17 protein-coding genes and 4 tRNA genes are annotated in these 23,384 nt (G+C 64.0%); 19 read left to right on the top strand and 2 right to left on the bottom strand.

Going from position 1 to position 23,384, the window contains the following annotated elements; genetic code table 11:
- Positions 1 to 33: 33 nt before the first annotated feature.
- Genes ACQ859_RS04845 through ACQ859_RS04860 form a run of 4 tightly spaced genes read left to right on the top strand, consistent with a single transcriptional unit; the run spans position 34 to position 4,045 of the window.
- Positions 34 to 1,314: an MFS transporter gene (locus ACQ859_RS04845; RefSeq protein WP_431264836.1), complete on the top strand. Its 1,281-nt coding sequence runs from the start codon at positions 34 to 36 to the stop codon at positions 1,312 to 1,314.
- Positions 1,311 to 2,213 carry a glycoside hydrolase family 16 protein gene (locus ACQ859_RS04850; RefSeq protein ID WP_431264837.1) on the top strand — a complete coding sequence of 301 codons (903 nt, stop codon included), beginning with the start codon at positions 1,311 to 1,313 and terminating at the stop codon, positions 2,211 to 2,213. The genes ACQ859_RS04845 and ACQ859_RS04850 overlap by 4 nt, the downstream gene beginning before the upstream one ends.
- Positions 2,214 to 2,232: 19 nt before the next feature.
- Positions 2,233 to 3,306, top strand: coding sequence for an acyltransferase family protein (locus tag ACQ859_RS04855; protein WP_431264838.1), 1,074 nt, complete (start codon positions 2,233 to 2,235; stop codon positions 3,304 to 3,306).
- Positions 3,307 to 3,334: 28 nt separating this feature from the next.
- A complete protein-coding gene (locus ACQ859_RS04860) occupies positions 3,335 to 4,045 on the top strand; it encodes a DUF6445 family protein (RefSeq protein WP_431264839.1) in 711 nt (236 codons plus the stop codon).
- 120 nt (positions 4,046 to 4,165) lie between these two features.
- Here ACQ859_RS04860 and ACQ859_RS04865 read toward each other — a convergent pair whose 3' ends face one another.
- Positions 4,166 to 6,691, bottom strand: coding sequence for a TonB-dependent receptor (locus ACQ859_RS04865; RefSeq protein ID WP_431264840.1), 2,526 nt, complete (start codon positions 6,689 to 6,691; stop codon positions 4,166 to 4,168).
- Positions 6,692 to 7,293: 602 nt separating this feature from the next.
- On the opposite strand from ACQ859_RS04865, the gene ACQ859_RS04870 reads away from it, so the two are divergent.
- The 13 genes from ACQ859_RS04870 (at position 7,294) to rpoC (ending at position 21,489) form a co-directional block, all read left to right on the top strand.
- Positions 7,294 to 7,379: transfer RNA gene (locus ACQ859_RS04870), tRNA-Tyr, on the top strand.
- A gap of 82 nt (positions 7,380 to 7,461) precedes the next feature.
- Positions 7,462 to 7,535 (top strand) — tRNA-Gly (locus ACQ859_RS04875).
- A gap of 71 nt (positions 7,536 to 7,606) precedes the next feature.
- A tRNA-Thr gene (locus ACQ859_RS04880) sits at positions 7,607 to 7,681 on the top strand.
- Between the two features lie 49 nt (positions 7,682 to 7,730).
- The gene (gene tuf / locus ACQ859_RS04885) at positions 7,731 to 8,921 is read left to right on the top strand and encodes an elongation factor Tu (protein WP_377158110.1); all 1,191 of its coding nucleotides are present in this window, start codon (positions 7,731 to 7,733) and stop codon (positions 8,919 to 8,921) included.
- 16 nt (positions 8,922 to 8,937) lie between these two features.
- Positions 8,938 to 9,013 (top strand) — tRNA-Trp (locus tag ACQ859_RS04890).
- Positions 9,014 to 9,159: 146 nt separating this feature from the next.
- Positions 9,160 to 9,543, top strand: coding sequence for a preprotein translocase subunit SecE (gene secE / locus ACQ859_RS04895; RefSeq protein WP_088409115.1), 384 nt, complete (start codon positions 9,160 to 9,162; stop codon positions 9,541 to 9,543).
- 22 nt (positions 9,544 to 9,565) lie between these two features.
- Positions 9,566 to 10,150 (top strand): transcription termination/antitermination protein NusG, encoded by a 585-nt coding sequence (gene nusG / locus ACQ859_RS04900; RefSeq protein ID WP_088409116.1) that lies wholly within the window; start codon positions 9,566 to 9,568, stop codon positions 10,148 to 10,150.
- 212 nt (positions 10,151 to 10,362) lie between these two features.
- Positions 10,363 to 10,794 (top strand): 50S ribosomal protein L11, encoded by a 432-nt coding sequence (rplK, locus tag ACQ859_RS04905; protein WP_088409117.1) that lies wholly within the window; start codon positions 10,363 to 10,365, stop codon positions 10,792 to 10,794.
- 1 nt (position 10,795) lies between these two features.
- Complete coding sequence (rplA, locus tag ACQ859_RS04910) at positions 10,796 to 11,503, top strand: 50S ribosomal protein L1 (protein ID WP_431259530.1); 708 nt, start codon at positions 10,796 to 10,798, stop codon at positions 11,501 to 11,503.
- A 290-nt stretch (positions 11,504 to 11,793) separates the two neighbouring features.
- The gene (gene rplJ / locus ACQ859_RS04915) at positions 11,794 to 12,321 is read left to right on the top strand and encodes a 50S ribosomal protein L10 (protein ID WP_088409119.1); all 528 of its coding nucleotides are present in this window, start codon (positions 11,794 to 11,796) and stop codon (positions 12,319 to 12,321) included.
- 49 nt (positions 12,322 to 12,370) lie between these two features.
- Positions 12,371 to 12,751 (top strand): 50S ribosomal protein L7/L12, encoded by a 381-nt coding sequence (rplL, locus tag ACQ859_RS04920; RefSeq protein ID WP_067278882.1) that lies wholly within the window; start codon positions 12,371 to 12,373, stop codon positions 12,749 to 12,751.
- A 380-nt stretch (positions 12,752 to 13,131) separates the two neighbouring features.
- A complete protein-coding gene (gene rpoB / locus ACQ859_RS04925; RefSeq protein WP_431264841.1) occupies positions 13,132 to 17,253 on the top strand; it encodes a DNA-directed RNA polymerase subunit beta in 4,122 nt (1,373 codons plus the stop codon).
- A gap of 18 nt (positions 17,254 to 17,271) precedes the next feature.
- The gene (rpoC, locus tag ACQ859_RS04930) at positions 17,272 to 21,489 is read left to right on the top strand and encodes a DNA-directed RNA polymerase subunit beta' (RefSeq protein ID WP_431259528.1); all 4,218 of its coding nucleotides are present in this window, start codon (positions 17,272 to 17,274) and stop codon (positions 21,487 to 21,489) included.
- Positions 21,490 to 21,573: 84 nt separating this feature from the next.
- Here the strand turns inward: rpoC and ACQ859_RS04935 are convergent, their stop codons facing one another.
- Positions 21,574 to 22,077 carry a PIN domain-containing protein gene (locus tag ACQ859_RS04935; protein WP_431264842.1) on the bottom strand — a complete coding sequence of 168 codons (504 nt, stop codon included), beginning with the start codon at positions 22,075 to 22,077 and terminating at the stop codon, positions 21,574 to 21,576.
- A gap of 233 nt (positions 22,078 to 22,310) precedes the next feature.
- Between ACQ859_RS04935 and rpsL the strand changes: the two genes are divergently transcribed.
- Both rpsL and rpsG read left to right on the top strand, forming a co-directional pair.
- A complete protein-coding gene (gene rpsL, locus ACQ859_RS04940; RefSeq protein ID WP_067278874.1) occupies positions 22,311 to 22,685 on the top strand; it encodes a 30S ribosomal protein S12 in 375 nt (124 codons plus the stop codon).
- A 159-nt stretch (positions 22,686 to 22,844) separates the two neighbouring features.
- Complete coding sequence (gene rpsG / locus ACQ859_RS04945) at positions 22,845 to 23,315, top strand: 30S ribosomal protein S7 (protein ID WP_088409123.1); 471 nt, start codon at positions 22,845 to 22,847, stop codon at positions 23,313 to 23,315.
- The last annotated feature ends 69 nt before the right edge of the window (positions 23,316 to 23,384 follow it).

Here is a 23,384-nt window from a genome sequence, read left to right on the forward strand (position 1 = left end):
GGAACGCGCGGCGACCGCAGCCCCATCCGCTGGGTGTCCAGCCTGTACTTCGTGCAGGGCATGCAGTTCTTCGTCGTCATGCTGATCGCCGGCCTGATGTTCAAGAACATGGGCGTCGCCAACGACCAGATCGCGCGATGGACCGGCCTGCTCGGCCTCGCTTGGGCGATGAAATGGTTGTGGAGCCCATTCCTGGAGCTGGCGCGCAGCAAGAAGCTGATCGTCGTGGCAGGTCAGTACACCGGTGCTGCGGGCCTCGCGCTCATGGTCGTGGCGCTGCAGCTTCCGATGTGGTTTGCGGCCAGCGTCGCGGTGCTGTTCCTGCTCGCCTATGCGTCGGCCACGCATGACATCGCCTGTGATGGGCTCTACATGTCCGCACTCGACGACAAGCAGCAGGCGGCCTTTGCGGGCTGGCAGGGCGCTTTCTTCAATGCGTCGAAGTTCCTGACGCTGGGCGGCCTGCTGGTGCTGGCGGGCCATCTGGAACGCGGCATCGGCGTGATGAATGCCTGGTCGGTGATCTTCGGGCTGCTGGCGGTGCTGTTGTTCCTGCTGGCCACCTACAACGCTTACGCGTTGCCAGGCACGTTGAACACCGAACATCGGGACCTTACTGTCGCCGGCATCGGCGAAACGTTGCGCGAGGTCGTCGCCGATCTTCTCAACAAGCCGGGCATCGCGCTGATGATCTTGTTCATCGTGATGTTCCGATTCGCCGAGGGGCAGGTGCAGACGATAGGCCCGTTGTTCCTGATCGAACCGCGTGAAAAAGGCGGCCTGGGGTTGACGACAGAGCAGGTGGGCGGCATCTACGGCACGGTGGGAACGGCGGCCTTTCTTGTCGGCAGCATCGCCGGTGGCTACTTCACCAGCTGGCTGAGCCTGCGCCGCGCGATGCCCGTGCTGATCGTCGCGATGGCGGTACCGAACGCGACCTTCTACTACCTTGCGGTCACGATGCCGTCCGACCTCTGGCATGTCGGTGTCGCGGTCGCCGTCGAGATGTTGGGCTACGGGTTCGGCTTCGTCGGGATGATCCTTTACATCATGCAGGTCGTGGCGCCGGGTAGGTTCCAAACTGCCCACTATGCGATTGGATCCGGGGTCATGCAGCTGGGCTTCATCCTGTCCAAGACGATCAGCGGCGACATCCAGATCGCCATGGGCTACGAGCACTTCTTTCTGTGGACGATTGGCTGCGGCGCGCCGGCGCTGATCCTGCTGATGTTCATTCGCATGCCCGGAAAGAAGCACGGCGCATCTTCGTCCTCGTCGGCAGGTGCGGCGGAACCGGTGGAGCGTGTCGTATGAAAGCCTGGTTCGCAGTGACCTTGGCCGTCGCGTCCTTGTCCGCGCATGCCGGCAAGGCGCCCCAGTTCTTCTTCGACGACTTCAGCTACGCCGACACGGCGGCGATGTTCCAGCAAGGGTGGACGGCGCGCAGCGCGGCCGGGCATCCGGGATTGCCTGGCGCGCGCTGGGCGCCGGAGGCGCTGAGCCTCGTCGACGGCAAGCTGCGTCTGCGCGGCACGACCGACGGCACCGGCGCGGGCACGACGCAGGTGCAGGTGTGCCACCAGCGCAAATACCTGGCCGGCACCTACGCCGCGCGCGTGCGCTTCAGCGATCAGCCGGTGAGCGGCGCCGACGGCGATCCGGTGATCCAGACCTTCTACGTGGTGAGCCCGCTGAAGCACGACTTCGATCCCGAGTTCAGCGAGCTGGATTGGGAATACCTGCCCAACGGCGGCTGGGGCAGCGAGAAGACGCGGATCTACGGCATCACCTGGCAGACGGTGCGGCTGGACCCCTGGCTCGCCTTCAACCAGCAGCATGAGGAATTCGGCCCTTTGGGCGCGCCGGGCAAGGACTGGCACACGCTGGTGATGCAGGTCGCCGACGGCCGCACGCATTGGTTCATCGATGGCCGCAAGGTCGACGATCACGGCGGGCGGAACTATCCGGTGGTGCCGATGTCGATCAACTTCAACCTGTGGTTCTCGCCGGAAGGCCCGCTGCCGCAGGGGCCTGCGGGTGGCCCGCCGCGCGTGTACGAAGAGGACGTCGACTGGGTCTTCCATGCGAAGGACACGGTATTGAGTCCAGCCGCGGTGGAGGCGCAGGTGAAGCGCTGGCGTGCCGGCGGCGTTGCGCGTCTCGACCAGGTGCCGGCCGGCGAGCCGGCGCTCGAGAGCCGCTGCGACTTCTGATCCTTCCGACCTGTTTCCCATGAACGCTCCCTCGAAACGCATCGCGTCGGTCGACGCGCTGCGCGGCCTGGCCGTGGCCGCGATGCTGCTGGTCAACAACCCCGGCGATTGGGGCTACGTCTACGCGCCGCTGGAGCACGCGGCCTGGAACGGCTGGACGCCGACGGACCTCGTGTTCCCGTTCTTCCTGTTCATCGTGGGCGTGTCACTGTCCCTCGCGATGGGCGCGCGGATCGAGGCGGGCGGCGGTGACGCGCTGCGCGGCACGGTGATCAAGCGCGGGTTGCGCATCCTGGTGCTCGGGCTGGTGCTGCACGCGCTGGCCTGGTGGCTGATGGGCAAGCCGGCCTTGCGCATTCCCGGCGTGCTGCAGCGCATCGGCCTGTGTTTCGCCTTCACCGGATTGATCGCCATCCAGTGGCGGGCGACCGGGCAACGTCTGTGGATCGCCGCATTGCTCCTCGGCTACGGCGCGTTGCTGCTCTGGGGTGGACCGCTCGACAAGGTCGGCAACATCGCCAGCCGCGTCGATGCGTGGTTGTTGGGGCCGCATGGGTATGAGTGGGATCCGGTCACCGGTCTCGGCCATGATCCCGAAGGCATCGTTGCCACGCTGGGCGCGCTCGCAACGACGTTGCTCGGCTGGCGCTGCGGCGAAGCGCTGCGCACCGGCGCGCTGAAGCAGCTCGCGACCATCGGACTCACGGCCGCGGCGGCGGGCTTCGCGCTCGATGCGATCGGCCTGATGCCGATCAACAAGAACCTGTGGACGCCGTCGTTCGTGCTCTTCACCGGGGGACTCGCCGCATTGGCGCTGCTCGGCGCGCACGGACTGATCGATCGCCTCGGCTGGCCGCCACTGTTCCGCAGCTTCGGCGTCAATGCGATTGCCGCGTACGCCGGCGCGTGGATGTGTACGGTGCTCCTCGCGGGCTTCGGTTGGATGGCACCGCTCTATGCGCACGGGTTCGGCTGGCTGGAGCCGATCGTCGGACCGTATGGGCGCTCGCTGGCGTTTGCGCTGGTGTTCGTCGCCGTGTGGTGGGCGATCGTGCGTGAGCTCGACCGGCGCCGCTGGTATTGGAAGATCTGAGCGGGCTGCACCCTCACAATACCGCTCCATGAGCCCGGAGACCTTCGCCATTCGCATGCCGCCCGACATCCGCTCGGTGCGGGTCGGCGAGCACCCGGTCGTCGTCATCGACGATTTCATGGCGCATCCGCAGGAGCTGGTCGAGGCGGCCAGTCAAGCCCGCTTCGAGCGCTGCCCGGGCGCTGACGAGCGCAAGGGCTATCCAGGGCTGCGAGCGCCGGTGCCTGCGGCCTATACCGAGCGCCTGACCGAGCTGCTGGACCCGCTGATCCGGCTGAACTTCGGCGTTCCCGAGGCATTGCCGCTGCGCAAGTCGCCGTGCGCCTTCTCGCTGACGACGGTGGCCCCCGAGGACCTGGGACCCCTGCAGCGGGTGCCGCATTTCGATGCCAGCACGCCGCACTTCATGGCCGTGATGCTCTACCTCTGCGACGAGCGCCATGGGGGCACCGCCTTCTACCGCCACAAGGCCAGCGGCCTGCAGCAGATCACCGCTGATCAGCGCGAACGTTACGGCGACCTGATCTATGCGGAGATGGCGCGCTGCCCGGCACCGCCGCGCTATTTCACCGACTCGGACGACTGCTTCGAGCTGCTGGGCATGCTGCCGGCGCGATTCAACCGCCTGGTGGCCTACCGGGGCAGCCTGCTGCATTCGGCCATCGTCAACCCGGCGCTGGGGCTCAGCAGCGACCCGCGCCGGGGCCGGCTGACCATCACCACCTTCTACGACTTCTAGCGCACGAGCGCCACCGGCCGGCGGACAAGGCGCCTCCCGTTGGCGCGGCGGCCCGGTCCCCGCGGCGCAATGAAAAAGCCCGGCGGCTGCCGGGCTTTCGGGGTGACGCCGTTGCGTCGGTCAGAACTTGGCGCTCAGGCCCAGCTTGTAGGTGGTCTCGCCCTTGAAGCTCCAGGCCGGGTAGCCGGCGCGCAGCGGGTCCTTGACGGCGGTGTTGGAGGCCGCGGCGGCACCGTACTGGACGTCGTCTTCCTTGGTCAGGTTGATCGCCTCGAACGACAGCCGCAGGTTCTTGGTGATGTTCCAGCCCACGCTGGCGTCCAGCGTGCCGTAGTCATCGTGCATGCGGTTGCCGTACCAGAACGCGCCTTCGCGGATCATGTACTTCGAGCGCCAGTTGTAGGCCAGACGGGCGAAGTACTGCTCGTTCTCGAAGTAGCCGACCAGGTTCACGTTGTGCTTGGAGGACTGGGTGAACACGCTCAGCTGGTCCAGGTAGCTGCTGGCCGGCGCATTGCCTTCGGTGTAGGTGTAGTTGCCCTGCGCGCCGAAGCCGTTGCCGAAGGCGTGGTTGGCCTGCAGCTCCACCCCGCGGATCTTGCCGCCGCCGGCGTTCTGGAAGCTCTGCACCGTCCAGTTGTCGACGCCGGTCTTGGGGTCGACCAGCCCGACCTTCTGGTTCGGCGTGGCGTTGGCGACGACGAAGTTGGAGATGTCCTTGACGAAGTAGGTCGCCGACATCATGTTGCCGCGGCCGTAGTAGTACTCCAGGCCGATGTCGGCCTGGCTCGACTTCATCGGCTTGAGGCCGATGTTGCCGATGGTCCAGGTCTCGTTGCCGTTGCGGTCGTCGTTGTAGCCGGACACCGTCACGCCGAACATGTTGGCGAAGTTCGGGCGGGTGATGGCCTGCGAGGCGGTGGCCCGCAGCACCAGGTTGCTCTTCAGGTCGAAGGCCAGGTTGATGCTCGGCAGCACGTCGTTGTAGGACGACTTGGTCGACGTGGTGGTCGTCGCCCAGTTCTGGTTGCCGGCGTACTGGTCGGCCGGGGTCACGCCGTCGAACTTGTAGCCGGTGCTGGTGGCCTTGGTGGAGATGTAGCGCACGCCGAAATTGCCGCGCAGGCCTTGGGTGTCGAACTCGAACATGCCGTAGACCGAACGGTTCTTCTCGTTCAGCTCGCCATAGCCGGAGCGGTCCTCGACCCAGCCGGCGATGTTCCGGTTGGTGTTGTCCAGCATCGCACCGATGTTGGCGCGCGGCACCGTCCAGCCGCCGACGTTCACCGAGCCGTCGAACAGGCTGGCGGTGTTGACCGGCGTGATCGTCGCGTTCCAGATCGGACGGAAGCTGCGCTTCTCGAAGGTGTGGTCGGCAAAGCGCACGCCCGTCTTGAAGGCGTTGATGACGCCCCAGTCCAGGTCGAAGGTGGCGTCGAGCTGGCCGAACTTTTCCTTGTCCTTGTTGGGGCCGGCGGAGGTGGCCCAGGTTTCCGGCGACATCTGCGCCGGCAGGGCGCCGATGCCCCAGGACTGGTTGTTGCTCGGGTTGATGCTGATCTGCTTGCCGGTGGCGTCGATCGTGCCCTGCCAGTTCGGCCGCGTGAAGGGGCCGGTGGCGCCACCGAAGGCACCTGTCTGGTAGTTGGTGGTGGCCGAGGTGCCGCCGTCCGCCTTGGTCGTGCCGACGACGAGGTCGAACTTGGCGCTGCCGAGGGTGTAGTGGGCGTCGGCCACGGCGCTTTCCGAGTCCATGCTGGCGCCGCGCGCCCAGACCTGGAAGAACTTGTTCGACAGCGGGTTGGCCGCCGTGGTCGTGCTATGCAGGCAGATGCCGTCCGGGTTGAAGGGATCGGACTTGACCTCGGTATTGCGCTTGTCGCAATTCTGGTCATGCATCAGGTAATCGCTGGCGTTGGAGCTGTCGGAATCCAGCTTCAGCTTCAGCAGGTTCAGGCCGACTTCGAAGCCCTCGACCGGGCGCGCCTGCAGGGCGACGTTGAGCGAGGTGCGCTTGCGCTCCGCCACGAAGGCGGTGGGGGCCACGTCGCCGTTCCAGCGGCTGTCGGCCTCGACACCGCGGCGGATGTAGTCGCCCTTGGACAGGCCGGCGGCGATCAGCGCGCCAAAGGTGCGGCCCTCGTTGCGCCAGCTGTACAGGCCGGAGACTTCCTTCTCCGAGTCGCTGATGGTGCCGTCGCCGTAGCGCACGCTGCCGAAGACCGTGTTCGCCTTCAGGTCCAGGGGCTTGCGGGTCTTGACGATCACCGTGCCGCCGATGCCGCCTTCGGTCAGGTTGGCCTGCGAGGACTTGTAGACCTCCATGCCGCCGATCATTTCGGAGGGCAGCAGCGAATAGTTGAACGAACGGTCGATGTCCATCTGGTCATACCAGCCTGTGGACGCGACGGTCTGACCGTTCAGCGTGGTGTACGTCATCTGCGGGTCCGTGCCGCGGATCGACACCGAGGCGCCTTGGCCGAACGCGCGGCCCACCGAAATGCCGGGGATGCGGCCCAGGGCCTGGCCGACGTCGGAATCGGGGAGCTTGCCCACGTCTTCGGCGGTCACGGCGTCCACGACGGCGCTGGCGTTCTTCTTGATGTTGGCCGCCGATTCCAGCGACGCGCGGATGCCGGTAACCACCACCTGGTCCAGCTGCGTGTTGTCGTCTTTTTCTGTTCCTGCGCCTGCACGGCGAATGCCGCGCTCAGCAGCGCCAGCGTCACCGCCGCCGCGATTGGGGTCTTGTTGACCTTCATGATGAACTGCTCCTCGAGTGGCCAGGGAGTTGTGGCCGTGATGAAGACTTGGCACCTGAAATCACGACACCCTTCGGCGGAGTGGCATGCAGCTGGCGCCCCCGATACACCTCAATGCAACCAATGCCATGCCACTATAACGAGCGGTAAAGCCACTTTGCTACCAGTTTCAGGCCGGTGTTTTCCCTGCTGTGGCATCGCCGCGACCCGCATGGACAGCGGTGTCTGGGTACGCAGTCACCTGCGCGGCACGTCCGCGCCGCAAGGGGCGCTCATGAGACCACTTGGTCGCAGATTGGTATTAATAGTGGTCCGTTCCGCAGCGTGATGGTGCGTGCGCTGGGCCACATTCAGGAGAGCGGGCTGGTGGCGTTCGAGCGAATGTGTCCACGCCAAGCCGGAGAGCGCCAATCGCACGCGAGCAGCTTTCGACGCAATTTTTGTTTGCGCCAAAAAATAACGGTGCTATAGTCGTGGGCTTGCCTTGGAGGGGTGGCCGAGTGGTTAAAGGCAGCAGACTGTAAATCTGCCCGCTAACGCGTACGCTGGTTCGAATCCAGCCTCCTCCACCAAGGCAGACCAATGCAAGAGCAACGAAGCGGGTGATCGTCACCCGCTTCGCGGTTCGAGCGGTTGGGATTGGAAAACTCCCGGGCGGGAGTAGTTCAATGGTAGAACCTTAGCCTTCCAAGCTAATGACACGGGTTCGATTCCCGTTTCCCGCTCCATCGGAAGTTATAGGTATCGTGTCGAGATATCGACACAGGTTTGCTGATAAGGTCATCAATCCTGTGTCGATGCCCATGTGGCTCAGTGGTAGAGCACTCCCTTGGTAAGGGAGAGGTCGCGCGTTCGATCCGCGCCATGGGCACCACAACTCTTCTATCCCGTTTCTTGATTGATCTGATCGCCAGGAGCGCATGATGGCAAAAGGCAAGTTTGAACGTACCAAGCCGCACGTGAACGTGGGCACGATTGGCCACGTTGACCATGGCAAGACCACGCTGACGGCCGCGATCGCGACCGTGCTGTCGAAGAAGTTCGGCGGCGAAGCCAAGGCGTACGACCAGATCGACGCGGCGCCGGAAGAAAAGGCGCGTGGCATCACGATCAACACCGCGCACGTCGAGTACGAGACGGCCAACCGCCACTACGCGCACGTTGACTGCCCGGGCCACGCTGACTATGTGAAGAACATGATCACGGGCGCGGCCCAGATGGACGGCGCGATCCTGGTGTGCTCGGCCGCTGACGGCCCGATGCCCCAGACCCGCGAGCACATTCTGCTGGCGCGTCAGGTCGGTGTGAAGTTCATCATCGTCTTCCTGAACAAGTGCGACATGGTGGACGACGCCGAGTTGCTGGAGCTGGTGGAAATGGAAGTCCGCGAGCTGCTGAGCAAGTACGACTTCCCCGGCGACGACACCCCGATCATCAAGGGTTCGGCCAAGCTGGCGCTGGAAGGCGACACGGGCGACCTGGGCGAGCAGGCCATCATGCGCCTGGCTGACGCGCTGGACACCTACATCCCCCAGCCGGACCGTGCCGTTGACGGCGCGTTCCTGCTGCCGGTGGAAGACGTGTTCTCGATCTCGGGCCGCGGCACCGTGGTGACGGGTCGCGTCGAGCGCGGCATCATCAAGGTCGGCGAGGAAATCGAGATCGTCGGTATCCGCGAAGTCCAGAAGACGACCGTGACCGGCGTGGAAATGTTCCGCAAGCTGCTGGACCAGGGTCAAGCCGGCGACAACGTCGGTATCCTGCTGCGCGGCACCAAGCGTGAAGACGTCGAGCGCGGCCAAGTGCTGGCCAAGCCCGGCTCGATCAAGCCGCACACCCACTTCACCGCTGAGATCTATGTTCTGAGCAAGGAAGAGGGCGGCCGTCACACCCCGTTCTTCAACAACTACCGTCCCCAGTTCTACTTCCGCACGACGGACGTGACCGGTGCCGTGGAGCTGCCGAAGGACAAGGAAATGGTCATGCCTGGCGACAACGTCAGCATCACCGTGAAGCTGATCGCTCCGATCGCCATGGAGCAGGGTCTGCGCTTCGCCATCCGTGAAGGCGGTCGTACCGTCGGCTCGGGCGTCGTGGCGACGATCATCGAGTAATTCAGTCAGAGACCACAGGGGCATAGCTCAATTGGCAGAGCGTCGGTCTCCAAAACCGAAGGTTGGGGGTTCGAGACCCTCTGCCCCTGCCAACGATCAGCGATAAGCGAACGTTGGTCCTAGTGGTCAAGCCAAGCCCGCGGGAGTCATCTCGGCGGGCTTTGGTGCTGGTGGATCCGCCCAAATGTTTGGGTGGATGAAGGCCGCGACACAGCGTCGTGGCACGGAAGTGAGTTCAATGTCCAATCCTCAAGTCGAAACCGTCACGACGGGCGCCGACAAGGTCAAGCTGGCCGGTGCCGTGGTGCTGCTGGTCGCGGCGATCGTGGCGTTCTATGTGCTGAGCAAGCAAGGCCCGTGGGTGCAGTGGGGCGCCCTGCTGGCGCTGCTGGCTGCTGCCGTGGCCGCGTTCTTCACGTCGGAGTCCGGCAAGTCGCTGATCGCCTACGGTCAGGATTCGATCAAGGAAGTGGGCAAGGTGGTCTGGCCGACCCGCAAGGAAGCCGGCCAGATGACGTTGTACGTGTTCGTGTTCGTCGTGGTGATGGCGCTGTTCCTGTGGCTCACCGACAAGACGCTGGAGTGGGTGTTCTACGACCTGATCCTGGGTTGGAAGCGCTGAGCGAGAACGGATAGGGACCAAGATGAGCGAAGATCAAAACGTCGTTGCGACCGAGTCGACCGCGCCCGCTGGCCCGGCCAAGCGCTGGTACGTCGTCCACGCCTACTCCGGCATGGAGAAGGCGGTGGAGCGCAACCTGCGTGAACGCATCGATCGCGCCGGCATGCAGGACAAGTTCGGCCGCATCCTGGTGCCGACCGAAGAAGTCGTCGAGCTGAAGAACGGCAAGAAGGCCGTGACCGAGCGCCGCTTCTTCCCGGGCTACGTGCTGGTCGAGATGTTCATGGACGACGACAGCTGGCATCTGGTCAAGCACACGTCCAAGGTCACCGGCTTCGTCGGTGGCGCGAAGAACCGCCCGGCGCCGATCTCGGAAGCCGAGGTCATGAAGATCGTCAACCAGATGCAAGAGGGCGTGGACAAGCCGCGTCCCAAGGTCGAGTGGATCGTCGGCGAGGTCGTCCGCGTCAAGGAGGGCCCGTTCACCGACTTCAACGGCAGCATCGAGGAAGTCAACTACGACAAGTCGAAGCTGCGCGTCTCGGTCACGATCTTTGGCCGTGCGACCCCCGTCGAACTGGACTTCGCCCAGGTCGAGAAGGTCTGATCGCGCAAGAAGCGTCATGGCGGCCTCGGCCGCCATCGGTCGTTTCAGGAATATGGGCTTGAAGGTGCCCGACGGCGCAAGCCGGCACCACCTTCCGTGACCAGTCCGCAACGAGAGGCGGACAAGAGGAGCAAGGGTAAGTCTCTGACCAGCCCCTTGCGTTAGCACTCAGGCGATGCGGCGAGGCCGTCGCTTTGCCATCAGGAGAAAACATGGCCAAGAAGATTGTCGGCTACATCAAGCTGCAAATCCCGGCTGGCAAGGCGAACCCGTCGCCTCCGGTCGGTCCCGCGCTGGGTCAGCGTGGTCTGAACATCATGGAATTCTGCAAGGCGTTCAACGCCCAGACGCAGAGCTATGAGCCAGGCCTCAAGCTGCCCGTCGTGATCACCGCCTTCGCGGACAAGAGCTTCACCTTCATCATCAAGTCGCCCCCGGCGACCGTGCTGATCAAGAAGGCAGCCAAGATCGACAAGGGCTCGCAGCGCCCCCATCTGGACAAGGTCGGCAAGCTGACCCGCGCCCAGCTGGAAGAGATCGCCAAGACCAAGCAGAAGGACCTGACGGCCGCCGACATGGATGCCGCTGTCCGTACCATCGCCGGCTCCGCCCGCTCGATGGGCATCATCGTGGAAGGTGTCTGACATGGCCAAGCTGACCAAGCGTCAACAAGCCCTGCAGGGCAAGGTGGAATCGACCAAGCTGTACGCGTTGTCCGACGCGCTCAACCTGGTCAAGGAATGCGCCACCGCCAAGTTCGATGAAGCCATCGACGTGTCGATCCAGCTGGGCGTCGACGCCAAGAAGTCGGACCAGGTGGTCCGTGGCGCCGTCGTGATGCCCAACGGCATCGGCAAGACCACGCGCGTCGCCGTGTTCGCCCAAGGCGCCAAGGCTGAAGAAGCCAAGGCCGCCGGCGCCGACGTCGTCGGCATGGAAGACCTGGCCGAGCGCGTCAAGGCGGGCGACATGCCCTTCGACGTCGTGATCGCTTCGCCGGACACCATGCGTGTCGTCGGTACCCTGGGTCAGATCCTGGGCCCGCGCGGCCTGATGCCGAACCCGAAGGTCGGCACCGTGACCCCGGACGTCGCCACCGCCGTCAAGAACGCCAAGGCTGGTCAAGTCCAGTTCCGCGTCGACAAGGCCGGCATCATCCACGGCACGATCGGCCGTCGCTCGTTCGACACCGACAAGCTGGAAGGCAACCTGCGCGCGCTGATCGAAGCCCTGAACAAGGCCAAGCCGGCCTCGAGCAAGGGCATCTACCTGCGCAAGATCGCTGTCTCGTCGACGATGGGCGTTGGTGCCCGCGTGGACGTCGGCACGGTCAACGCCGCGGCCGCCGCCTAAGCAGCATTCAATTGAGGCGTCGCGCGAGTCTGGCGTGATGCTGATGAATTGGTGGGCTGGCTGGAGCTTTTCCAGCCAGGTCATCCAAGACCGCTGGCGAGAGATCCCGCAGTTCTGGGGAGATCGCTTAATCGGAGGCTCCGGCCTCCAGCCAGCGCAGATGGCGGTCCCGCTGAAAGGATTCGAATCGCGATGCGTCGCGATGGGTTCCTGACAGGAGGTCGCTGATTCCGGTGCCCGAGAGGCGGTGGTCAAACATCGCGTCGAGGGCGAAATGTGAGGAGTAGACCTTGAGTCTCAATCGCAACGAGAAAGCAGCCGTCGTGTCCGACGTGGCAGCGCAAGCCGCCAAGTCCCAGACGCTGGCGTTAGCTGAGTATCGTGGCCTCACCGTTGAAGCCCTGAACAAGCTGCGCGTCACCGCGCGTGCCCAAGGCGTGTACCTTCATGTCCTGAAGAACACCCTGGCACGTCGTGCTGTCGCCGGCACCTCGTTCGAGGCTGCAACGGACGCCATGGTCGGCCCGCTGATCTACGGCTTTTCCGAAGACGCTGTCGCGGCTGCCAAAGTCATCGCTGACTTTGCCAAGACCAACGACAAGCTCGTCATCAAGGGTGGTGCCTACGGCGGCAAGGCTCTGGACGTCAATGGCGTGAAGGCGCTGGCGGCTGTCCCGAGCAAGGAAGTCCTGCTGTCGCAGATCGCCGGCCTGCTCAAGTCGCCGGTGCAACGCACCGCGGCCGTGCTGGCTGCCCTGGCTCAGCAGAAGGGTGGCGGCGCCGAAGCCGTTGCCGAAGAAGCTCCCGCCGCGGCCTGATCGACGCTGCATTCGCGCATTCAAATCTCTCTGTATTTAGGAACCTATCATGGCATTCGACAAAGACGCTTTCCTGGCTGCCCTGGACAGCATGACCGTTCTGGAACTGAACGACCTGGTCAAGGCGATTGAAGAGAAGTTCGGCGTGTCCGCCGCTTCGATGGCCGCTCCGGCTGCTGGTGGCGCTGCCGCCGGTGGCGCTGCCGCCGCTGAAGAAAAGACCGAGTTCACCGTCGTCCTGACCGACGCCGGCGCTCAGAAGGTCTCGGTCATCAAGGCCGTTCGCGAAATCACCGGCCTGGGCCTGAAGGAAGCCAAGGACCTGGTCGACGGCGCTCCGAAGCCCGTCAAGGAAGGCATCGCCAAGGCCGACGCCGAAGCCGCCAAGAAGAAGCTGGAAGAAGCCGGCGCCAAGGTCGAACTCAAGTAAGACCTTGTGGGGATCCGGTGACCTGTTCACCGGGTTCCGCACCGCGAGAGGGGTGGTCCCATGGGGCCTCCCCTTTCCTCGTTTCAGGGTTTGTCCTGGGACGGTTTCGGTTGACAAAGTGCAATCGAAAGCATCGTGCTGTATCATGCACGGTTCTTTCGAGTGTTCTCTGATCCGACTGCAGAGAACGGTTTGGTCGGACCGCGGTCAAGCCGTGCGTCACGCGTGGGGTGCAACGCCCTCCGTGCCGTTCGGTGATCGGGGTTGTCCGCCAGCGGTTGGTAGTGGCCAACCACCAAGCTTCGTGGTGCAACGCCCGAACAGCCAGTCGCCGACGCAGCACGCCTCCAGGCCAGGGGCGCGCTCGACACGGAGTCTTTATGGCGCAAGCAACCCCCTACAGCTACACCGAGCGCAAGCGTATCCGCAAGAGCTTCGGCAAGCGCGTGAGCGTGCTCAACGTTCCGTATCTGCTGACGATGCAGAAGGAGTCGTATGTCGACTTCCTGCAGAAGGATGTCGCTCCCCTGAAGCGCAAACCGGAAGGCCTGCAAGCGGCGTTCCTCTCCACCTTCCCGATCACGTCGCACAACGGGTTCGTGGAAATGAAGTTCCTCGAATTCAACATCGCCAAGCCGCCGTTCGACGTTCGCGAATGCCAGCAGCGCGGTCTGACCTTCGCCGCGGCTGTCCGCGCGAAGCTGCAGATGATCATCTACGACCGGGAAAGCCCGCAGCCGAAGACGGTCAAGGAGATCAAGGAGCAAGAGGTCTACATGGGCGAAGTGCCGCTCATGACCGACTACGGCTCGTTCATCATCAACGGCACCGAGCGCGTCATCGTCTCGCAGCTGCACCGTTCGCCCGGCGTGTTCTTCGAGCACGACAAGGGCAAGACGCATTCGTCCGGCAAGCTGCTGTTCTCGGCCCGCATCATTCCGTATCGCGGCTCGTGGCTGGACTTCGAGTTCGACCCGAAGGACATCCTGTACTTCCGCGTCGACCGCCGCCGCAAGATGCCGGTCACGATCCTGCTCAAGGCCATCGGCCTGAATCCCGAGCAGATCCTGGCGCACTTCTTCGTCTTCGACAATTTCCGCCTGATGGACTCGGGCGCCCAGATGGAGTTCGTGGCCGAACGCCTGAAGGGTGAAGTCGCGCGTTTCGACATCACAGACAAGAGCGGCAACGTGCTGGTCGAGAAGGACAAGCGCATCACCGCCCGTCACGTGCGTCAGCTGGAGCAGTCCGGCACGCAGCATGTGACCGTGCCGGAAGACTTCCTGCTCGGCCGCGTGCTGGCCAAGAACATGGTCGACCCGGACACGGGCGAGATCATCGCCAAGGCCAACGATGAACTGACCGACTCGCTGCTGAAGAAGCTGCGCGGCGCCGGCATCAAGGACATCCAGGCGCTGTTCACGAACGAGCTGGACGAAGGCGCGTACATCAGCCAGACGCTGGCCTCGGACGAGACCGCCGATCAGCTGGCCGCCCGCGTCGCGATCTATCGCATGATGCGCCCCGGCGAGCCGCCGACCGAAGATGCGGTCGAGGCGCTGTTCAACCGCCTGTTCTACAGCGAAGACACCTACGACCTGTCGCGCGTCGGCCGGATGAAGTTCAACGCCCGCGTGGGCCGCGACATCCCGACCGGTGCGATGACGCTGTCGAACGAGGACATCCTCGACGTCGTCAAGATCCTGGTCGAGCTGCGCAATGGCCGCGGCGAAGTCGATGACATCGACCATCTGGGCAACCGTCGCGTCCGTTGCGTCGGCGAACTGGCCGAGAACCAGTACCGCTCGGGTCTGGCCCGTATCGAGAAGGCCGTCAAGGAACGTCTGGGCCAGGCCGAGACCGAAGCCCTGATGCCGCACGACCTGATCAACTCCAAGCCGATCTCCGCGGCGCTGAAGGAGTTCTTCGGTGCGTCGCAGCTGTCGCAGTTCATGGACCAGACCAACCCGCTGTCCGAGATCACGCACAAGCGTCGTGTCTCGGCCCTGGGCCCGGGCGGTCTGACCCGCGAGCGCGCCGGCTTCGAAGTCCGCGACGTGCACCCGACCCACTATGGCCGCGTCTGCCCGATCGAAACGCCGGAAGGCCCGAACATCGGTCTGATCAACTCGCTGGCGCTGTATGCGCGCCTGAACGAGTACGGCTTCCTGGAAACCCCGTACCGCCGCGTGGTGGACTCGAAGGTCACCAACCAGATCGACTACCTGTCGGCCATCGAAGAAGGCAAGTACGTGATCGCCCAGGCGAACGCGTCGCTGAACGAAGGCGGTCAACTGGTCGACGAACTGGTCTCCGCGCGTGAGAACGGCGAATCGGTGCTGACCTCGCCGGAACGCATCCAGTACATGGACGTGGCGCCGACGCAGATCGTGTCGGTCGCGGCCTCGCTGGTGCCGTTCCTGGAGCACGACGACGCGAACCGCGCGCTGATGGGCGCCAACATGCAGCGTCAGGCCGTTCCGACCCTGCGTCCTGAAAAGGCGTTCGTGGGCACGGGCGTCGAGCGCGTGGCTGCGAAGGACTCGGGCACGGTGGTCGCGGCGCGCCGCGGCGGCGTGGTCGATTACGTCGACACGAACCGCATCGTGATCCGCGTGAACGACGACGAGACCGTGGCCGGTGAAGTCGGTGTCGACATCTACAACCTGATCAAGTATCAGCGTAGCAACCAGAACACCAACATCCACCAGCGTCCGATCGTCAAGCGTGGCGACAAGGTCGGCGCGGAAGACATCATTGCCGACGGCGCATCGACTGACCTGGGTGAACTGGCCCTGGGCCAGAACATGCTGGTCGCGTTCATGCCGTGGAACGGCTACAACTTCGAAGACTCGATCCTGATCTCCGAACGCGTGGTGGCCGAAGACCGCTACACCTCGATCCACATCGAGGAACTGGTGGTCATGGCCCGTGACACGAAGCTGGGCAGCGAGGAAATCACCCGCGACATCCCGAACCTGAGCGAACAGCAGCTGGCTCGTCTGGACGAATCCGGCATCGTGTACATCGGTGCCGAGGTGAACCCGGGCGACGTGCTGGTCGGCAAGGTCACGCCGAAGGGCGAGACCACGCTGACGCCGGAAGAGAAGCTGCTGCGCGCGATCTTCGGCGAGAAGGCCTCGGACGTGAAGGACACGTCGCTGCGCGTGGACCAGGGCACCAACGGCACGGTCATCGACGTGCAGGTGTTCACCCGCGAAGGCATCCAGCGCGACAAGCGCGCCCAGCAGATCATCGACGACGAGCTGAAGCGCTTCCGCCTGGACCTGAACGACCAGCTGCGCATCGTGGAAGCCGACGCGTTCGACCGCGTCGAGAAGCTCCTGGTGAACAAGATCGCCAACGGCGGTCCGAAGAAGATCACCAAGGGCACCGTCATCTCGAAGGACTACCTGGCCGAGGTCGAGAAGTTCCACTGGTTCGACGTCCGTCCCGCCGAGGACGACATCGCCAACCAGCTGGAGTCGATCAAGAACTCGCTGGAGCAGACCCGTCACAGCTTCGACCTCGCCTATGACGAGAAGCGCAAGAAGCTGACGCAAGGCGACGAGCTGCCGGCCGGCGTGCTGAAGATGGTCAAGGTGTACCTGGCCGTCAAGCGCCGCCTGCAGCCTGGCGACAAGATGGCCGGCCGTCACGGCAACAAGGGCGTTGTGTCCAAGATCACCCCGATCGAAGACATGCCCTACATGGCCGACGGCACGCCTGCCGACATCGTGCTGAACCCGCTGGGCGTCCCGTCGCGGATGAACGTGGGCCAGGTGCTGGAAGTCCATCTGGGCTGGGCCGGCAAGGGCATCGGTCAACGCATCGGCGACATGCTGCAACGCGAGGCCCGCGTGGCCGAGCTGCGCGACTTCATGGACCAGCTGTTCAACCAGAACGGCGGCAAGTCCGAGGAGCTGGCGCAACTGAGCGATGACGAGATCCTCGGCATGGCCCAGAACCTGCAGCACGGCGCGACCTTCGCGACCCTCGTCTTCGACGGCGCGAAGGAAAGCGAGATCCGCGCGATGCTGAAGCTGGCCTATCCGGACGACATCGCCGCGAAGAAGGGCCTCACGCCCACCCGCACGCAGGCCTTCCTGTATGACGGCCGCACCGGCGAGCAGTTCGAGCGTCCTACGACGATCGGCTACATGCACGTGCTGAAGCTGCATCACCTGGTCGACGACAAGATGCATGCCCGCTCCACCGGCCCGTACTCGCTGGTCACGCAGCAACCGCTGGGCGGCAAGGCGCAGTTCGGCGGACAGCGTTTCGGCGAGATGGAAGTGTGGGCGCTGGAAGCCTATGGCGCTTCGTACATCCTGCAGGAAATGCTGACGGTGAAGTCCGACGACGTGAACGGCCGTACGAAGGTGTACGAGTCCATCGTCAAGGGCGAGCACTCGATCGAAGCCGGCATGCCCGAGTCGTTCAATGTGCTGGTGAAGGAAATCCGTTCGCTGGGCATCGACATCGAGCTCGAGCGCAACTAAAGAGAACAGGAGAATCGTATGAAGGGTTTGTTGGACCTGTTCAAGCAATTCACGCCGGACGAACATTTCGACGCGATCAAGATCGGGCTGGCCTCGCCCGAGAAGATCCGCTCGTGGTCGTTCGGTGAAGTGAAGAAGCCCGAGACCATCAACTACCGGACGTTCAAGCCGGAACGTGATGGCCTGTTCTGCGCCAAGATCTTCGGCCCGATCAAGGACTACGAGTGCCTGTGCGGCAAGTACAAGCGCCTGAAGCACCGTGGCGTGATCTGCGAGAAGTGCGGCGTCGAAGTCACCCAGACCAAGGTGCGCCGTGAGCGCATGGGCCACATCGAGCTGGCCGCTCCTTGCGCGCACATCTGGTTCCTGAAGTCGCTGCCGTCGCGTCTGGGCCTGGTGCTCGACATGACGCTGCGCGACATCGAACGCGTGCTGTACTTCGAAGCGTACGTCGTGGTGGATCCGGGCATGACCCCGCTGAAGAAGTTCAGCATCATGTCCGAGGACGACTACGACGCGAAGCGCATCGAGTTCGGTGACGAGTTCATCGCGCTGATGGGCGCCGAAGGCATCCAGAAGCTGCTGGCGGAAATGGATCTCGACGTCGAGATCGACCGCCTGCGCAACGACATGACCGGCTCCGAGCTGAAGATCAAGAAGAACTCCAAGCGCCTCAAGGTGATGGAGGCCTTCAAGCGCTCGGGCATCAAGCCGAACTGGATGGTGCTGGAAGTGCTGCCGGTGCTGCCGCCGGACCTGCGTCCGCTGGTGCCGCTGGACGGCGGCCGCTTCGCGACGTCGGACCTGAACGACCTGTACCGCCGCGTCATCAACCGCAACAACCGCCTGGCCCGTCTGCTCGAGCTGAAGGCCCCTGAGATCATCGTGCGCAACGAAAAGCGCATGCTGCAGGAAGCCGTCGACTCGCTGCTGGACAACGGTCGCCGCGGCAAGGCGATGACCGGCGCGAACAAGCGTGCCCTCAAGTCGCTGGCCGACATGATCAAGGGCAAGAGCGGTCGTTTCCGTCAGAACTTGCTGGGCAAGCGCGTCGACTACTCGGGTCGTTCGGTCATCACCGTGGGCCCGACGCTCAAGCTGCACCAGTGCGGCCTGCCGAAGCTGATGGCGCTGGAGCTGTTCAAGCCCTTCATCTTCTCGCGCCTGGAAGCGATGGGCATCGCGACCACGATCAAGGCCGCGAAGAAGGAAGTCGAGAGCGGCACCCCCGTCGTCTGGGACATCCTGGAAGAGGTCATCAAGGAGCATCCGGTCCTGCTGAACCGCGCGCCGACGCTGCACCGCCTGGGCATCCAGGCGTTCGAGCCGGTGCTAATCGAAGGCAAGGCGATCCAGCTGCACCCGCTGGTCTGCGCGGCGTTCAACGCCGACTTCGACGGTGACCAGATGGCCGTCCACGTGCCGCTGTCGATCGAAGCGCAGATGGAAGCCCGCGTGCTGATGCTGGCCTCGAACAACGTGCTGTTCCCGGCGTCGGGCGAGCCGTCGATCGTGCCGTCGCAGGACGTGGTGCTGGGTCTGTACTACGCGACCCGCGAGCGCACCAACGGCAAGGGCGAGGGCATGGTCTTCTCGGACATCCCCGAGATGATCCGCGCGCTGGAGAACGGCGCGGTGGAGATCACCGCCAAGATCAGCGTGCGCCTGGTCGAGTACGTCAAGGAAGGCGAGGAATGGGTTGCCCAGACCAAGCTGACCGACACGACCGTCGGCCGTGCGCTGCTGTCCGAGATCCTGCCCAAGGGCCTGCCCTTCTCCAACATCAACAAGGCGTTGAAGAAGAAGGAAATCTCCAAGCTGATCAACACGTCCTTCCGCAAGTGCGGCCTGAAGGAAACCGTGGTGCTGGCAGACAAGCTGCTGCAGTCCGGTTTCAAGCTGGCCACGCGCGCGGGCATCTCGATCGCCATCGACGACATGCTCGTGCCCAAGCAGAAGGCCGAGCTGATCGACCGCGCCGAGAAGGAAGTCAAGGAGATCGAGCAGCAGTACGTCTCGGGTCTCGTGACTGCCGGCGAGCGCTACAACAAGGTCGTCGACATCTGGGGCAAGACCGGTGACGAGGTCGGCAAGGTCATGATGTCGCAGCTGTCCAAGGAAAAGATCCTGGACCGCCACGGCAAGGAAGTCGAGCAGGAGTCCTTCAACTCGATCTACATGATGGCCGACTCGGGCGCGCGGGGTTCCGCGGCGCAGATCCGTCAGCTGGCCGGCATGCGCGGCCTGATGGCGAAGCCGGACGGCTCCATCATCGAGACGCCGATCACGGCGAACTTCCGCGAAGGCCTGAACGTTCTGCAGTACTTCATCTCCACCCACGGTGCTCGTAAGGGCCTGGCGGACACGGCGCTGAAGACCGCGAACTCGGGGTACCTGACCCGTCGTCTGGTCGACGTGACGCAGGATCTGGTCGTGACCGAGACCGATTGCGGCACGGACAACGGCATCAACATGCGCGCCCTGGTGGAAGGCGGTGAGGTGATCGAGTCCCTGCGTGACCGCATCCTGGGTCGCGTGGCCGCCATCGACGTCGTCCATCCGGAAACGCAAGGCGTCCTGCTGACCGCCGGCAACATGCTGGACGAAGACATCCTGGACATGCTGGAAGCTGCCGGCGTGGACGAGGTCAAGGTCCGCACCCCGCTGACCTGCGGCACCCGTTTCGGCCTGTGCGCGAAGTGCTATGGCCGTGACCTGGGTCGCGGCGGCATGGTGAACACCGGCGAAGCGGTGGGCGTGATCGCCGCCCAGTCGATCGGCGAACCCGGCACGCAGCTGACGATGCGGACCTTCCACATCGGTGGTGCGGCGTCGCGTGCGGCGGTGGCCTCGAGCGTCGAAGCGAAGTCGGACGGCATCATCGGTTTCAACGCCACGATGCGCTACGTCACGAACGGCAAGGGCGAACTGGTGGTGATTTCGCGTTCCGGCGAAATCGTCATCTCGGATCCGCACGGCCGTGAGCGCGAGCGTCACAAGGTGCCGTACGGCGCCCTGCTGAACATCAAGGCGGACCAGACCATCAAGGCTGGCACGATCCTGGCGACCTGGGACCCGCTGACCCGCCCGATCATCACGGAATTCGCCGGTCAGGCGAAGTTCGAGAACGTCGAGGAAGGCGTCACCGTGGCCAAGCAGGTCGACGAGGTGACGGGCCTGTCCACGCTGGTCGTGATCGACCCGAAGCGCCGCGGCGCCGCCAAGGTCATCCGCCCGCAGGTCAAGCTGCTGGACGCCAACGGCCAGGAAGTGAAGATCCCCGGCACCGATCACTCGGTGACGATCGGCTTCCAGGTCGGCTCGCTGGTCCAGATCCGCGACGGTCAGGAGCTGGCTCCTGGTGAAGTGCTGGCGCGTATCCCGGTGGAAGGTCAGAAGACCCGCGACATTACCGGCGGTCTGCCGCGTGTTGCCGAGCTCTTCGAAGCCCGCTCGCCGAAGGACGCCGGCTTCCTGGCGGAACAGACCGGCACGGTCTCGTTCGGCAAGGAGACCAAGGGCAAGGTCCGCCTCGAGATCACCGATCCGGAAGGTCGCAAGCACGAGTTGCTGGTGCCCAAGGAAAAGAACATCCTGGTGCACGAAGGCCAGGTGGTGAACCGCGGCGAACTGGTGGTCGACGGCCCGGCCGATCCGCAGGACATCCTGCGTCTGCTGGGTATCGAGGAACTGGCGCGCTACATCGTCGACGAAGTGCAGGACGTGTACCGTCTGCAGGGCGTGAAGATCAACGACAAGCACATCGAGGTGATCGTTCGCCAGATGCTGCGTCGTGTGCAGATCGTCAACCCGGGCGACTCGGCCTACATCGCCGGCGAGCAGGTCGAGCGTTCGGAGCTGTTGGACACCAACGACCGCCTGCGCGGCGAGGGCAAGCTGACGGTCACGCATGCCGACGTGCTGCTGGGTATCACGAAGGCTTCGCTGTCGACGGACTCGTTCATCTCTGCGGCGTCGTTCCAGGAAACGACTCGCGTGCTGACCGAAGCCGCGATCATGGGCAAGCGCGACGAACTCCGTGGTCTGAAGGAGAACGTCATCGTGGGTCGCCTGATCCCGGCCGGTACCGGCATGGCCTTCCACCAGGCGCGTCGCGCCAAGGAAGAAATGGACGACGCCGAGCGCCGCTCCATCGCCATCCAGGAAGCCGAGGAAATGGCGGCCGTCCAGCTGTCCGCGCTTGACGCGGCCAGCGACGCCGGCGCCAGCGAGTAAGCGCAAGACATCGAGCCGCTCGCGGCTTGATTCAAAGGCTGCCGTCCCGAAAGGGCGGCAGCCTTTTTCATTGGCGTGACGGAATCAGCCGGCGGACGTCGAGCCGTTCAGCTTCAGCCAGGCGGTGGGAGACAAGATGGGGAGCCCGAGCTTTGCCGCGCGTTTGGCCACCTTGAGAACGGCCCGATCGCGGGAGATGAGGGTCGTCGCCCGCGAGGCCGCCAAAGCCAGGCCGAGATCGATGAACTTCTGGTCGTCGGTGTCACTGCAGCGCGGGCGCGCGATGCCGAGTTCCGGCTCGTCAACGAAGCAGCAATGCTGTTCGAAGGCCTCATCGATGCGAGCGAGATCGGGTGCATAGCGCGCGGCCACGCCGCGGCCAATCACATGGAGAAGCTCCGCCTTCATGGCCAGCGTGGCGGTCCAATGTAAGCGCCGGCTTACTACCGCTGCAATCAGCGGCGCCAGGGTGGCTTCGTCGAAGACCAGCCAGTCCATCACGATCTGTGTGTCCAGGATGACCCGTGGCGCAGGAGCGTCGGCGTTGTCTGGATGCAGCGGAAAAGCGGGGGAGGCGGCGTCGTTCATAGGGTCCGGGAGCATAGCGCCTTGTGTGTTTCGGTTGAACTCGCCTACAATCGCCGGCTCTCCAGCATGTCTTGATGCGTCCCGAGTCCAGGTTTCGAACCGGACCGGGGTTGATTCGAGCGTGGTGCCGCAAGGCGCTGCGCTTTTGTCGCTTGTGGAAGGCCCTCGATCGCGGGGCTCCCTCAAGGCCAGGGCCGGCTGGGGTTGTGACTTCAAACGGGAACAAGTTACTTATGCCAACCATCAATCAGCTCGTTCGCCACGGTCGTGAGACCGAGGTGACGAAATCCAAGTCGCCGGCCATGCAGTCGTGCCCGCAACGTCGTGGCGTCTGCACCCGCGTGTACACCACCACCCCGAAGAAGCCGAACTCGGCGCTTCGTAAGGTTGCCAAGGTGCGCCTGACCAACGGTTTCGAGGTCATCTCGTACATCGGCGGTGAAGGCCACAACCTGCAGGAGCACAGCGTCGTGCTCGTGCGCGGCGGCCGGGTCAAGGACTTGCCGGGTGTGCGTTACCACATCGTGCGCGGTTCGCTCGACCTGCAAGGCGTCAAGGATCGCAAGCAGTCGCGCTCCAAGTACGGCGCGAAGCGTCCGAAGAAGTAAGGCTCAACAGCCAAGGTCTTGGTGGCCGAGAGGTCATCGAATTTTTGCGGCCCGAGTGCCTGTGCACCGGCAGCCGAGTAAGTGGATCCCCCCAGATGTCGGTGGAGATCCCCGGCGGGGCGAGAGCCCTGACCAACTGAAGCATTGAAGGAAGAATCCATGCCACGTCGTCGCGAAGTACCCAAGCGCGAGATCCTCCCGGACCCGAAGTTCGGTAGCGTTGATCTGTCCAAGTTCATGAATGTCATCATGGAATCGGGCAAGAAGGCGGTCGCAGAGCGCATCATTTACGGTGCCCTGGAACAGGTCGAGAACAAGTCCGGCAAGGACCCGCTCGAGATCTTCATGATCGCGATCAACAACGTGAAGCCCATGGTCGAAGTGAAGTCCCGCCGCGTTGGCGGTGCGAACTACCAAGTTCCCGTGGAAGTTCGCCCCGTCCGCCGTCTGGCCCTCGCCATGCGCTGGTTGAAGGAATCCGCGCGCAAGCGCGGTGAGAAGTCGATGGCCCAACGTCTGGCCAACGAACTGCTGGAGGCCTCCGAAGGCCGTGGTGGCGCGATGAAGAAGCGCGATGAAGTCCACCGCATGGCAGACGCCAACAAGGCGTTCTCGCACTTCCGCTTCTAATCAAGACCTCTCTGGCCGCCTCGGGTTACTACTGACCCGATGGCGGCTCCATGCATTTGGAGTGACACC

The sequence above is a fragment of the Roseateles chitinivorans genome, assembly GCF_050632235.1.
Lineage (GTDB): Bacteria > Pseudomonadota > Gammaproteobacteria > Burkholderiales > Burkholderiaceae_C > Roseateles > Roseateles chitinivorans_A.

Excerpts from the sequence above, each read along its gene's own strand:
- ACQ859_RS04935 (WP_431264842.1), bottom strand. The coding sequence starts at position 22,077 with ATGAACGACGCCGCCTCCCCCGCTTTTCCGCTGCATCCAGACAACGCC.
- nusG (WP_088409116.1), top strand. The coding sequence starts at position 9,566 with ATGAGCGAAGATCAAAACGTCGTTGCGACCGAGTCGACCGCGCCCGCT.
- ACQ859_RS04860 (WP_431264839.1), top strand. The coding sequence starts at position 3,335 with ATGAGCCCGGAGACCTTCGCCATTCGCATGCCGCCCGACATCCGCTCG.
- rpsL (WP_067278874.1), top strand. The coding sequence starts at position 22,311 with ATGCCAACCATCAATCAGCTCGTTCGCCACGGTCGTGAGACCGAGGTG.
- rplA (WP_431259530.1), top strand. The coding sequence starts at position 10,796 with ATGGCCAAGCTGACCAAGCGTCAACAAGCCCTGCAGGGCAAGGTGGAA.
- rplL (WP_067278882.1), top strand. The coding sequence starts at position 12,371 with ATGGCATTCGACAAAGACGCTTTCCTGGCTGCCCTGGACAGCATGACC.
- rpoB (WP_431264841.1), top strand. The coding sequence starts at position 13,132 with ATGGCGCAAGCAACCCCCTACAGCTACACCGAGCGCAAGCGTATCCGC.
- tuf (WP_377158110.1), top strand. The coding sequence starts at position 7,731 with ATGGCAAAAGGCAAGTTTGAACGTACCAAGCCGCACGTGAACGTGGGC.
- secE (WP_088409115.1), top strand. The coding sequence starts at position 9,160 with ATGTCCAATCCTCAAGTCGAAACCGTCACGACGGGCGCCGACAAGGTC.
- ACQ859_RS04850 (WP_431264837.1), top strand. The coding sequence starts at position 1,311 with ATGAAAGCCTGGTTCGCAGTGACCTTGGCCGTCGCGTCCTTGTCCGCG.
- rpsG (WP_088409123.1), top strand. The coding sequence starts at position 22,845 with ATGCCACGTCGTCGCGAAGTACCCAAGCGCGAGATCCTCCCGGACCCG.
- ACQ859_RS04855 (WP_431264838.1), top strand. The coding sequence starts at position 2,233 with ATGAACGCTCCCTCGAAACGCATCGCGTCGGTCGACGCGCTGCGCGGC.
- rpoC (WP_431259528.1), top strand. The coding sequence starts at position 17,272 with ATGAAGGGTTTGTTGGACCTGTTCAAGCAATTCACGCCGGACGAACAT.
- rplK (WP_088409117.1), top strand. The coding sequence starts at position 10,363 with ATGGCCAAGAAGATTGTCGGCTACATCAAGCTGCAAATCCCGGCTGGC.